The 11,765-nt window shown below is 71.2% G+C and carries 10 protein-coding genes and 1 pseudogene; 6 read left to right on the forward strand and 5 right to left on the reverse strand.

Annotated features, from left to right (window positions below):
- Positions 1–1,580, forward strand: a pseudogene (locus tag C1I98_RS26215) (hypothetical protein); the annotation flags it as partial.
- Between the two features lie 103 nt (positions 1,581–1,683).
- Here C1I98_RS26215 and C1I98_RS41725 read toward each other — a convergent pair.
- A complete protein-coding gene (locus tag C1I98_RS41725) occupies positions 1,684–1,836 on the reverse strand; it encodes a hypothetical protein (RefSeq protein WP_158558187.1) in 153 nt (50 codons plus the stop codon).
- Positions 1,837–2,177: 341 nt separating this feature from the next.
- On the opposite strand from C1I98_RS41725, the gene C1I98_RS40675 reads away from it, so the two are divergent.
- Together C1I98_RS40675 and C1I98_RS26220 are read left to right on the forward strand one after the other, a co-directional pair.
- Positions 2,178–2,663: a hypothetical protein gene (locus tag C1I98_RS40675; RefSeq protein ID WP_146607633.1), complete on the forward strand. Its 486-nt coding sequence runs from the start codon at positions 2,178–2,180 to the stop codon at positions 2,661–2,663.
- The gene (locus C1I98_RS26220) at positions 2,545–3,627 is read left to right on the forward strand and encodes a phage major capsid protein (RefSeq protein ID WP_111170094.1); all 1,083 of its coding nucleotides are present in this window, start codon (positions 2,545–2,547) and stop codon (positions 3,625–3,627) included. Before C1I98_RS40675 ends, C1I98_RS26220 begins: the two co-directional genes overlap by 119 nt.
- 90 nt (positions 3,628–3,717) lie before the next feature.
- On the opposite strand, the gene C1I98_RS26225 is transcribed toward C1I98_RS26220, so the two are convergent.
- Positions 3,718–3,951: a hypothetical protein gene (locus tag C1I98_RS26225; protein ID WP_111170095.1), complete on the reverse strand. Its 234-nt coding sequence runs from the start codon at positions 3,949–3,951 to the stop codon at positions 3,718–3,720.
- Between the two features lie 247 nt (positions 3,952–4,198).
- Positions 4,199–4,489: a hypothetical protein gene (locus tag C1I98_RS26230; protein WP_111170096.1), complete on the reverse strand. Its 291-nt coding sequence runs from the start codon at positions 4,487–4,489 to the stop codon at positions 4,199–4,201.
- 205 nt (positions 4,490–4,694) lie between these two features.
- Between C1I98_RS26230 and C1I98_RS26235 the strand changes: the two genes are divergently transcribed.
- The 3 genes from C1I98_RS26235 to C1I98_RS26245 all read left to right on the forward strand — a co-directional run bounded on the left by C1I98_RS26235 (position 4,695) and on the right by C1I98_RS26245 (position 7,969).
- Complete coding sequence (locus C1I98_RS26235) at positions 4,695–5,930, forward strand: helix-turn-helix domain-containing protein (RefSeq protein ID WP_111170097.1); 1,236 nt, start codon at positions 4,695–4,697, stop codon at positions 5,928–5,930.
- A 351-nt stretch (positions 5,931–6,281) separates the two neighbouring features.
- The gene (locus C1I98_RS26240) at positions 6,282–6,599 is read left to right on the forward strand and encodes a DUF4326 domain-containing protein (RefSeq protein WP_111170098.1); all 318 of its coding nucleotides are present in this window, start codon (positions 6,282–6,284) and stop codon (positions 6,597–6,599) included.
- A gap of 116 nt (positions 6,600–6,715) precedes the next feature.
- Complete coding sequence (locus tag C1I98_RS26245) at positions 6,716–7,969, forward strand: FUSC family protein (protein WP_111170099.1); 1,254 nt, start codon at positions 6,716–6,718, stop codon at positions 7,967–7,969.
- A 5-nt stretch (positions 7,970–7,974) separates the two neighbouring features.
- Here C1I98_RS26245 and C1I98_RS26250 read toward each other — a convergent pair whose 3' ends face one another.
- Together C1I98_RS26250 and C1I98_RS26255 are read right to left on the reverse strand one after the other, a co-directional pair.
- Entirely contained in the window at positions 7,975–9,036 is a 1,062-nt protein-coding gene (locus C1I98_RS26250) for a hypothetical protein (RefSeq protein ID WP_111170100.1), read from the reverse strand.
- Positions 9,037–9,118: 82 nt separating this feature from the next.
- The coding region (locus C1I98_RS26255; RefSeq protein WP_111170101.1) for a bifunctional [glutamine synthetase] adenylyltransferase/[glutamine synthetase]-adenylyl-L-tyrosine phosphorylase at positions 9,119–11,765 on the reverse strand (2,647 nt) is incomplete at its 5' end.

The raw sequence follows: 11,765 nt of genomic DNA on the forward strand, positions 1-11,765 counted from the left end.
CAAAGCAGACCCCGCGCCCGGCCGCCGAGCCCATCACGCCCATGACGCTCGGCGAAGCGCTGGCCGTCTTCAAGAAATGGCTGCACATCGACGACGACGCGCCGGTCCTGGTCGTCGCCGCCGCCATCGTGGCCAACGACGCAGACGGTGATCCGCTGTGGCTGCTGCTGGTCGGCCCGCCGTCGAGCGGCAAGACCGAAGTCCTCCAGGCGGTGGCGAGCCTGCACTACATCTACGCGGCGGCCACCGTCACCGAGGGCGCACTGCTGTCCGGAGTGTCCAACCGCGACCGGGACAAGGATTCGACCGGGGGCCTGCTCCGACAGATCGGCGAGTACGGGATCATCCTGTGCAAAGACTTCACCTCCGTGCTGTCGCAGAACAAGGACGTATCCGCCGCCGCGCTCGCCGCGCTGCGGGAGGTCTACGACGGGTCATGGGACCGGCCGGTCGGCGCGGGCGGGGGCCGCGTGCTGTCCTGGTCGGGCAAATGCGGCCTCATCGGCGGGGTGACGCCGAGCATCGACCGCTACAACCAGGTCGTCGGCGCGCTCGGCGACCGCTACATCCTTCTGCGCCTACCCGACGTGGACCCCATGTCCATGGCCCATAGCGCGCTCGGCCAGGGCGGCAACCAGAAGCAGATGCGCGCCGAGCTGGCCGCCGCGATGACGGGTCTGATCACAGGGGCCGACCTGTCGAAGGTGACCCGGCCGCTCGACCCCGAAGAGGCCCGGCATCTGGCCGACCTCGCCACCTTCACCGCGCGGGCCCGTACCGCCGTCGAGCGCGACAGCTACACACGCGAGGTCGTCGTGCTTCCCCAGCCGGAGGGAACCGGCCGTCTCGTGGGGCAGTTCCGGCGGCTGCTGGGCGGCTTGGAGGCCATCGGCTGCGACGCGCAGACCGCTTGGGGCATCCTGCACCGCGTCGCCATCGACTGCGTGCCGAGGTTGCGCGTGAGGGTCATGGAGGCGCTGTTGTCCGCCGAGCTGCACACCATCGCCCTCGGTGGCGAACACGACCCCGATCAGCTCACCACGGCGCGCACGGCCGAAGCGGTGGGCGTCGATCGCCGTACGGCGAGCCGCCACCTGGAGGACCTGCGGTTGCTCGGCCTCGCCGAGCTGGAGATCGAGGAGGGGCAGGGAGAGGAGCGCTCGACGTACTGGCACCGGGCGTCGAAGTGGCTGCGGGATCACTACCCGGCTGAGGGAGGTTGGGACAAGAAATACCACCACGGGAGTGAGGGTCAAGGAATACCGCATCGAAACCCCAGGTCAGAACCCGGCAACGCATCCGGTACCGCGTCGAACCGCACCGGACCGCTACCGCATGACGACCCACGCGGTACCGCTACCGCATCACCCGGTACCCGTCCCGATACCGCGTCGGATACCGCATCAACCTCCAGGTCAGTGCAGGGAGACACACGCGGTCACGGCTACTCGCCTATGGGCTCCCGTACTTCTGGTCACAACCTCGGTCCTTGCCTCAAGTGCGGTGCCATGTGCCAGCGGTACGGCGAGGGCGGCAACCCCATCTGCCCGACCTGCCGGGCAACCACCGACGCGGCGTGACGTCCGCAGGCCGGAGTTTTGATCATGAGTGCCATCGACCCACGCACCCAGTCGATGGATTTCTCTCCGCGACAAAATCACAAGGATGATCTTGAATGTCTCGTCACAGTGAGGACTCCCAGCCGTACCGGCGGTTACGGCGGGTGTTCCTCGCCGAGAACCCGGTGTGCTGGATCTGCGGCCACGCGGGGGCGAACCAGATCGACCACGACCCGCCGATCTCGCTGAACCCCGGCGCGCAGCTCCAGATGGACACCTGGCGTCCGGCGCATGGTCCCCCCGGAGGCTGCCCCTCATGTGGCCGGCATTGCAATCAGGAGAAGGGCGTGCGGTCGGTCGCGTCCGTGCGTGGCCACGGGCGACCCCTGTGCCCGTACGCGGGGATAGGTGACCACTGGGCGGACTGCACGCTGACCCACAGCATCGACTGGTACGCAGCCCCAGAGGGGCAGTAAACGTCCGGCCTGTGATCTATCCTGTGGTTAGCGCCTTCCCGCGCGGCCGGGGCCTTCCAACAGCGGGCACCCTGGGACCGCAGCGGACGCGGGCAGTTGATCACTCCCCTTATTCGATCCTGCCCATGAAAGGCGCATCACCATGACCATTGACGACCTGATCGAGCAGACAGAGCGCGAGAAGATCGCCGCTCAGCGCCGCGTCTCAGACGCCGAAGCCAAGGCCGAACGCATCCTCACCCGCGTGAAGCACGAGAACCGGGACCTCCTGACTCTGGACGAGGAGCGGAAGGTTGACGACCTGGTCGCCGAGAAGCGCGCGGCCTCAGACCTGGTGAAGGAACTCAGCGGCAAGCTGACCGGACTTCGGCAGTTCAAGCAGGAAGAAGAGGAGATCACCCGTCTCCAGGAACAGACCTACCCCACCGGCGTCCACCTCACGGGCTCTACCCGGGTAGCCCGCATCGGCCTTGAAGAGCGCACCTACAAGCCGCCGCAGGCCGACCGTGATGGCCGCGTGGGTGACCGGCCCGTCGTTCCTGCGCGACCTGTACATGGCCCAGGTCCGGCACGACCCCGGCGCGACCGAACGCCTCGCCCGCCACGGCCGCGAAGTCGAGATCGATAACCCGGACTTCCATAAGAGGGCGATGACCACGGGCGCGGTCGCCGGGTTCGTGCCGCCGCAGTACCTCGACGACCTGTTCGCCGAGTACGCCCGCGCGGGCCGGCCGGTGGCGAACCTGTGTCGTCGGCTCGCGCTGCCCGCCGAGGGCATGACGGTGGAGATCCCGCGCGTGACCACGCCGACCATCGTGGGAGTTCAGGCCACGCAGAACGCCACCTTGTCGAACCAGGACCTGGACGACACGCTTTTGTCCGTGCCGGTGGTCACGGTCGGCGGGTACGTGGACACCTCCCGGCAGGCGATCGAGCGAGGCACGATCGTGGAGGCGGTGTTGTTCGCCGACCTCGCCGCGGCGTACGCCGCGCAGCTCGACGCGCAGATCATCAACGGGTCCGGCACGTCGGGGCAGCATCTCGGCTTGCTCAACGTCTCCGGCGTCAACGGGATCACCTACACCGACGCCACCCCGACGATCCCTGAGCTGTGGCCCAAGCTGGCCGATGCGGTGGGCAAGGTCATGTCCGGGCGGTTCACCGGCCCCACGGCGATGGTGTCGCACCCGAACCTGTGGGCGTGGCTGCTCGCCGAGCGCGACACCACCGGCCGGCCGATGTTCGAGCCGTCCGGGGTGGCGTTCAACCCGATGGGCACCACGACCAACCCGACCGACTACGGCACCGGGCCGCAGGGCAACGTGCTGGTGCCGTTCGTCGCGTCGGGCAACATGCCCACCAACCTGGGCGCGGGCACCAATGAGACGAGGATCATCGTGGCCGACTTTCGGGACTGCATCCTCATGGAGGAGGGCAACGCCGCGCCCGCGCAGCTTCGGTTCGATGAGCCGCTGTCGGCGAGTCTGGGCGTTCGCCTGGTGGCCTACGGGTACAGCGCATTCGCCTCTGGCCGCCAGCCGAAGGCCGTCAGCGTCGTGTCGGGTACGGGTTTGATCGTGCCCGCGCTGTGACGACAGGGAAGAGCCCCCACCGGACCGGCTCCGATGGGGGCTCGCTCATGTTCTCGGCGGGACGCCCGTCCGGACGTCCCGCCGAGCGGGTCAGGCCGCGCCCATCCGGGCGAGGATGCCGAGTTGCACGTTCAGCGCGGCCACCATCTCGTGCGGCCCAGGGCGGGCGAACTGGGGCAATACCCCGGCCGCCTTCTGCTCCGCAGTGGGCGGGCTGTGCTTGGTGGCCCACCACCATCCGTGATGCACCACGATGTGCCACCCGGGGTAGGTGGTCGCGATGGCGGCAAGCTGGGCCTGCTGCTGGGGAGTCAGATCGTCCACTGCACCCCCCTAAGGAGAGGGCGCGGGCGGGCGCTCAACCACGGCCCGCCCGCGCGGCGCGAGGAACTACCAATCCCTCGCGCGGGACGGTACGGCCCCGGGGCGATCGGGCGGGGCCGTACCGTGGTCTGGATGGCGCGGGCAGCGAGAGCACCGCTCAACGACTGCCCGCGCCGGGCGGGCCCGCGCCGGCCCGCCGTACGGCACGACAGCGCGCCAAGCTCCCTCGCCGCGCCGCCGTACCCGCTCAAAGGGCGTCCTCCCACGCATCCCCGGCGACGGAGACGGTCACGCCGTCCGACCGGTGCGCGGTGATGAGGGTCGTGCCGTATCGGTGGTCGTAGATGGTGCCGCGTGCGGCGGGGGCGAGCCGGGCGTACCGGACCCGGCCACGTCCGTGCCGGAAGGCTGCGAGGGCGTCGAGCATGTCCCTCTCCGCCGCGACCTCGTCATTGGTTACGCCGCTCGCGCCGTCGCCACCGGCTTCGACCTCCCAGACGAGGAACAGGCCGTCGTCTTGGGCGGTGAATCCGATCATGCCCCCTTTGGGCACTACGGGCCGTCTATCATCTGTCACGGGTCGCAGACCTCCTCTGCGATCAAGGGGTCCGCACGGCGTGTCCGCGCCTGCGGACCCCGACTGCTTTCTGAGTGCTCCTAACTCAACTCTCCGTAACCACTCGCGACCAGTCGGCGATGATGGAAACTAGAGGAAAGTCACCCGGCCCCCCGAGGTAGCAGTCATGGGAAACCTTCCTCCCCTCGCCGCTCGGCTGAGACGCGCACGGCAGGCCGAGGGCTGGTCACAGAAGGAACTGGCGAAGCTGCTCGATGAGGCCGGTCGTAGCCTGGGCATCCGCATGCCGGAACGGGCCTCGCTGGTCCGGTCGATCGGCAACTGGGAGACGGGGCGGCACGTACCGCGCGACCCGTCGCCGATACTGCTCGCTAAGGTCTTCCGCGTGGACGTTGACGAGCTGTTCGGCGATCCGCTCAAGGAACCCCGCCGCACCCCGGCGGAAGTCCTTGCCCGCATCCTTCCCGAGGGCGATCCCCTCAAGCCGCTCACCACGCGTCAGGGTCGCCGCATCGGCATGAGCACCGTGACCGACCTGACAGCCCGGGTACACGCCCTCCGACTCGCCGACGATGTCATGGGCGGGGATGACCTCATCCAGCCAGCGTTCCGCGAACTGGACAGCGCCGTTCGGCTCTACCGGGAAGGCACCCACAGCAACGTAGTTCGCCCTGCGCTGCTTACGGTGATCGGCGAGTATGCGCAGATCGCCGGATGGATCGCCTCGGATGCTGGAAAGCACGCGCAGGCCGAGACGACGTACAGGCTGGGGATCAGCGCGGCTCGCGAAGCCGACGATGCCGCCCTGGAGTCGAACATCCTGGGCGCTCTCGCGTATCAGGTGACCAACCTCGGAGACACGGGCCGTGCGGTCGAACTCGCCGAAGCGGCCCTCACGGTGGCCTCGCATGCTCCCGGCCGCGCACGCGCGCTCGCCTGGGACAGAGCGGCGTGGGCTCATGCCCGAGAGGGTGACGCCCAAGCGGCGATGCGCGCTCTCGGCGAAGCGGAGAGCGCGCTGGCGAACGACCGCGACCATGACGGTCCCGCGTACCTCTACTGGGTGAACGCCGGAGAACTGCGAATCATGGAAGCTCGGGTCTACACCGAACTGCGCCGACCGCTGCGTGCCGTGCCCATCCTGACCGACGTGCTCAGCCGATACGACGCGACGCATGTGCGTGAATTGGCGCTGTACCTATCGTGGCTCGCTGTGGCCCTGATCGACGCGAACGAGCCGGAAGAGGCCGTACGCACAGCAGAGCGCATGCTTGACATTTCGACGGACGTGGCGAGCGATCGCACCACCCAGCGGGCTCGTGTCGTCCTCGGCAGGTTGGCCCCATTCACTGACGTGCGAGAGGTCCGTGAACTACTTGCGCGCTTCCCGCTGGGCGACTGAGGAGAGCGGAGAGCGAAGGGCCCCGGACGGTGGTCACATACCGCCCGGGGCCCGCCGCATCTGTGGGGTAGTTCAGTCCGCGCCTAGTCCGCAAGAGGTCCGCAAAACGCCATCCTCAGCCATCGTCAGCCAACGATGTCCAACGATGCGTCTTCACAGCTCAGAGGGGCTATCGCGGGTCTAGCCTGCGACGATGGTCGACAGCGTTAGAGTTCGAGCTGTACTACGACGTGTAGCCGGCGCCGTCCCACGGCCCCCGCGTCCCCGCCGGACGTGGGGGCCGTGGGCGTGTCCGGGCCGGGATGGGGGTAGTGGGCCTCCTGGGGTCGCGCCGCCGGGGAGGGGGACACGATGCCGCGCCGCCACCAGAAGCCGCCGCGCCACCGGCTCAAGGGCTGGCACAAGCCGCCGGACTCCGTCGTGATCACCCGGCCGTCGAGGTTCGGCAACCCGTACAAGGTGCGGCCGTACGGCCCGTACACCGCCGAGGAGGCCGCCGGGCTGTACGAGCGCGACCTGCTCGCCGGAGGCGTCGTGAGCGCCCCTGGACGCCCGCCCACGACCATCGAGGAGCTGCGCAGGCGCGCCGGCGGCCTGGACGTGGTGTGCACGTGCGACCTGGACGCCGCCTGCCACGGCGACGTCATCTTGAGGTACGCCAACTCCTGACCCACCGCGGACGGGTAAAGCACCGCCAACTACCGGAGCGCACCGGCATACCCGGCGGCCCGGTGGGCAGGCGTCGCTTCTCCGAAGTGCCCCGTCCGCTACCTCTGTTTCCGGTGATGCCGCAATTCACCCAGACGTCCAGACGCGTCAGACCCGTCCTGCTCGCCACCCGGCGCGCGCAGCCCACGGCCGTCTTCATCATCCGCCTGACGGTGACGGCGGTGGCCGCCTACCTGGTCGCCCTGGTGCTCCCGCTGGCGGAGAAACCGCTGCTCGCGCCGCTCACCGCACTGCTCGTCGTGCAGTACACGCTGTACCAGACGATCAGGTCGGCAATCCAGCGGATCGCCAGCGTGGTGGTCGGCGTGCTGATCGCCGTCCTGCTGGCCGGGACCGTGGGGTTCACCTGGTGGACCCTCGGGCTGGCCATCGCGACCTCGCTGGTCATCGGCTACACCGCCCGGCTCGGCGATCACATCCTGGAGGTGCCGATCAGCGCCATGCTGATCTTCGCGCTGGGCGCGGCCACCCCGGCGGGCGCGGCCGACCGGGTCTTCGAGACCCTGGTCGGAGCGGGCATGGGGCTGCTGGCCGGGCTGATCGCCTCCCCGGTTCACATGGAGACCGCTCAGGAGGCGATCGGCGACCTCGGCTGCCGGCTGGGCGAGCTGACCGACCGCCTGGCCGACGGGCTGTGGCCGGGCGAGCACCGCGCGGCCGGGGAGGGCGAGGGCCCCGACTTCCCCGCGCTGCTGCGCGACGCCCGGCAGGTGGGCCGCGACATCCAGCGCACCGACAGCGCGCTCAGCCACGCCGAGGAGAGCCTGCGGCTCAATCCCCGGGCGGGCGGGCTGCACCCGATGGGCACGGCGCTGCGCAGCGGCCTGGAGACGCTGGAGTACTCGGCGGTCAACCTGCGCGGGCTGGCCCGGTCCCTGGCCGACCGCCAGCACCTGCACGACGGCGGCGTGTACGCGATCGAGGCCAGGGACCGGCTCGGCTCGGCGCTGCGCGAGGTCTCCGAGTGCATGCGGGCCTTCGGCCTGCTGGTGCGCTCGGAGGTGGTCCGCGACGTGCGCGCCTACGACGAGGCGCTGCGCCGCCACCTCACCGAGGGGCGGCGGCGGCGAGACGAGTTCGCCGACGCGCTCGCGCCGTGGATCTCCGCGCGGTCGGCCGAGTGGCGGCTGCACGCCGAGGTGCTCGTCCACCTGGACCGGCTGCTGGACCTGTTCGACGCCGAGCACCGCGCCCAGTCGCGCAACCGGCGCAGGCGGCGCATCCGGCACCGGATCGGGGCGGCGGCGAAGTCGGGTGGCTCGGAACGCCGTCCGCGCGCCCCGGTACGTCGCCGCCCCCGGCCGGGGTAGCGCGGCTACTTGGTGAACCGGCCGCGAAAGCCGGTCAGCCGGCGCAGCGCGTCCCACCAGAACGGCGCGCCGAACAGCAGCGCGACCAGCGAGATCAGGAACCCCGGCCAGTGCCCGGGAGTGATCAGCCGCCGCGCCCACGTCTCGATGTTCCATGACACGGCCGGGCTCCCGCCGTCCGGCGGCATCCGCATGCTGACCAGCGAGTGCTCGAAGATCTGCACCATGGCGGGCGAGCTGAGGGTCTCGGTCACGCACACGTACGGGTCGGCCGACTCGCCGGTGGCGGTACAGCGCTGCTTCAGCGCGGCCAGCCCCTCCGAGCCGCCGGTCGCGATCGACGCCACGCCCGCGCGGAACGCGTGGTCGCGCAGCAGCGCCTTGCCGTACTCCAGCGCGTCCACGCTGAACAGCAGCACCACCAGCAGCGACAGCGACAGCACCACCCAGCGCACGTAGCGCCGGTAGAGCATGGTGAGCCGCTGCATCTCGCCGTCGAACCACTCCTCGGTGCCCTTGCGGAAGCGCTCCAGGTCGTTGGCGGCGCTCTTCCACACGCCGCTCAGGTGGCCGTAGAGCGGGCTGCCCATCGCGTTCAGCCGTTCCAGCAGGCCGGGCACGCCCTTGGGGTCGGCCGAGACCAGTTCCATCATCGCCAGGGCGAATCGCTGCGGCGGGATGGTGGCGATGCTGGTGCGGCCCCGCTTGGGATGGTCGATCTCACGCAGCCGCTCGTACAGGTGCCCGGTGAGGTCCGTAGGCTCGCCGCGCCGGTCCGCGTCGGCCTGCGGCACCGCGGCGACGACCGCGGGCGCGGGCTCGGGCGTGTGCCGGGGCCGGGGGTCCTCGGCGAACGGCAGGCGGATGAAGACGTCGCGGATCCGCTTGGGAATCCAGGATTTGCCGCCGGGGGCCCCGTCGAGCGTGTCGCGCAGAAAGGCCCACAGGAACTTGCTGCGGATCGACAGCAGCCTGACGACGCCCTCGTTCAGTCCGCTGACCAGCAACGAGAGTAACAAGAAGGCGACGGCCGAGCCGATCGCCAAGTCCAGGTAAATGGAAATCATGTGGATCACCCGGACCGTTGATACACGCAGCCGCCACCGCCCGCAACGGGTTCGACGACATTGGGCCCCGCGAAGGCGACGGTCAGGTGCCGTCGCCGTAGAAGACGCGTTCGACGACCCGGCGGGCGCGGCGGGCGGCCCTGCGGTAGTCGTCCAGCATGTCCTCTGAGGCGTCAGGTGGGTAGCCGAGCGCGCGGGAGATGAGCACGCGCTCGCGCAGCCCGACCGGGATCGAGTCGGCCGCCCTGCCCTTGACCAGCATGATCGCGTCACGGACGCGGGAGGCGAAGCGCCAGGCGTGGGTCAGCGTCTCGGCGTCGCCGGCGGCGAGCAGATCGGCGTCCACGGCGGCGCGCAGCGCGTCCAGGGTGCGGGTGGTGCGCAGGCCGGGCACGGTGTGGGCGTGCCCGAGCTGGATGAGCTGGGCGACCCACTCCACGTCGGCGAGGCCGCCGGGGCCGAGTTTGGTGTGCAGCGCGGGGTCTGCGCCGCGCGGCAGCCGTTCGGCCTCCATGCGGGCCTTGAGACGCCTGATCTCGCGCAGCCCGGTCGCCGAGACGCCGCCGCGCGGGTAGCGCAGCGGATCGACCAGGGCGGTGAACCGGGCCCCGAGACCTTCGTCGCCCGCCGAGAACCGGGCCCGCAGCAGCGCCTGCGCCTCCCAGGGGGACGACCAGCGCGCGTAGTAGGCGGCGTAGGAGGCGAGGCTGCGCACCAGCGGCCCCTGGCGGCCCTCCGGCCGCAGGTCGGGGTCGATGTGCAGCGGCGGATCGGGAGCCGGTACGGCCAGCAGCCGCCGTAGTTCGTTCGCCACCGCGAAGGCCGCGTCGGTCGCGTCCTTCTCCGCCGCCCCGGGCAGCGGCTCGTGGACGAACATCACGTCGGCGTCGCTGGCGTAGGACGACTCGAACCCGCCGAGCCGGCCCATCGCGATCACCGCGAACCGGGTGGGCAGCGCCCCGCCCAGGTCGGCGGCCACCTTGCCGGCGGCGGCGGAAAGGGCCGCCGCGATGGTGACGTCGTTCAGCTCGGACAGTGCCATGCCCACCTGCTCGATGTCCCGGACCCCCACGAGGTCCGCCACGGCCGTGCGGAACAGTTCTTTGCGGCGCAGCGCCCGCGCCGCGATGACGGCGCTCTCGGCGTCGTCGTGCCGGGCCACCGCGGCGGCGGCCTCGGCGGCCAGTGCCCCGGCCGGACGCGGCGACAACTCGGCGTCGGCGCCGAGCATGGCGACCGCGTCCGGCGCGTGTAGCAGCAGCCCGGTCACATAGCGGCTGGTGCCCAGCAGCCTGGCCATCCGCGCGGCCACGGCGGTCTCGTCGCGCAGCAGCCGTAGATACCAGGGGGTGGTGCCCAGCTTGTCACTGACCTGGCGGAAGCCGAGCAGCCCGGCGTCGGGGTCCGGCGCGTCGGCGAACCAGCCGAGCATCACCGGCAGCAGGGTGCGCTGGATCGCCGCCCGCCTGGACACCCCGCCGGTGAGGGCGGCGATGTGGCGCAGCGCGCCCTGCGGGTCGGCGTAGCCGAGCGCCTCCAGCCTGGCCTTGGCCGCCGCGGCCGACAGCCGGGCCTCCTCGCCCGGCAGCCGCGCCACCGCCTGCAGCAGCGGCCGGTAGAACAGCTTCTCGTGCAGCCGCCTGGCCTCCATGGCGTGCCGCTTCCAGCGGTCGGTGAACTCCCCCACCGGGTCCGTGGTCATGCCCAGGGCCCGGCCGATCCGCCGCAGCGCGGCGGGGTCTTCCGGCACGACGTGGGTGCGCCGCAGCCGGTGGAGCTGGAGCAGGTGCTCGACCTGCCGCAGGAACGCGTACGCCTCGGCGAGCGCCCTGGCGTCGTCCCTGCCGACGTAGCCGCCGCGCGACAGGGCGGCGAGCGCGGTCAGGGTGGCGCGACGGCGCAGCAGCGGGTCGTGCCGTCCGTGCACGAGCTGGAGAAGCTGGACCGCGAACTCGATGTCGCGCAGCCCGCCGGGGCCGAGTTTGAGCTGGCGGCCCTGCTCGTCGGCCCGGACGTGCGCCTCGACCCTGCGGCGCATGGCCTGCACGTCCTCGACGAAGCCGGGCCTGGCGGCGGCCTGCCAGACCAGCTCGCCGACCGCGGCGGTGTACTCGGCGCCCAGCGCGGCGTCTCCGGCGACCGGCCGCGCCTTGAGCAGCGCCTGGAACTCCCAGGTCTTGGCCCACCGGCGGTAGTAGGCGAGGTGGCTGCCCAGGGTGCGGACCAGCGGCCCGGCGCGGCCCTCGGGGCGCAGCCCCGCGTCGACCTCCCACAACGTGCCCTCGGGGGTGCTCACGCCGCAGGCGCGCATCGTCGCCTGGGCGAGCCGGGTGGCGACGGCCAGCGCCTCGGTCTCGGCCACGCCGTCGCGCGGCTCGGCGACGAAGACGACGTCAACGTCGCTGATGTAGTTGAGCTCGCGCGCGCCGCACTTGCCCATGCCGATCACGGCCAGCCGTACCTGGCCGGCCGCCTCGCCCACCCCGGCCCTGGCGATGGCGAGCGCCGCCTCCAGGGCGGCCCCGGCCAGCTCCGACAGCTCGGCGGTGACCTCGGTCAGCGGGGCCAGGCCGGTGACGTCTCTGGCGGCCAGGCACAGCAGCCGACGCCGGTAGGCGACGCGCAGCGCGGACAGCGTCTCGGTGGCGTCGCAGGCGGCGCGGGGCTCGGCGGCCCGTGGGTCGGCGCCTACTGCGCGCAGCAGGTCATCGCGCGCCTCGTCCTTGGCC

This window comes from Spongiactinospora gelatinilytica (assembly GCF_003236385.1).
GTDB classification, from domain to species: Bacteria; Actinomycetota; Actinomycetes; order Streptosporangiales; family Streptosporangiaceae; genus Spongiactinospora; species Spongiactinospora gelatinilytica.

Coding starts and splice junctions, on each gene's coding strand:
- C1I98_RS40675 (WP_146607633.1), top strand. CDS start 2,178: ATGACCATTGACGACCTGATCGAGCAGACAGAGCGCGAGAAGATCGCC.
- C1I98_RS26235 (WP_111170097.1), top strand. CDS start 4,695: ATGGGAAACCTTCCTCCCCTCGCCGCTCGGCTGAGACGCGCACGGCAG.
- C1I98_RS26250 (WP_111170100.1), bottom strand. CDS start 9,036: ATGATTTCCATTTACCTGGACTTGGCGATCGGCTCGGCCGTCGCCTTC.
- C1I98_RS26220 (WP_111170094.1), top strand. CDS start 2,545: ATGGCCGCGTGGGTGACCGGCCCGTCGTTCCTGCGCGACCTGTACATG.
- C1I98_RS26240 (WP_111170098.1), top strand. CDS start 6,282: ATGCCGCGCCGCCACCAGAAGCCGCCGCGCCACCGGCTCAAGGGCTGG.
- C1I98_RS26230 (WP_111170096.1), bottom strand. CDS start 4,489: ATGATCGGATTCACCGCCCAAGACGACGGCCTGTTCCTCGTCTGGGAG.
- C1I98_RS26245 (WP_111170099.1), top strand. CDS start 6,716: ATGCCGCAATTCACCCAGACGTCCAGACGCGTCAGACCCGTCCTGCTC.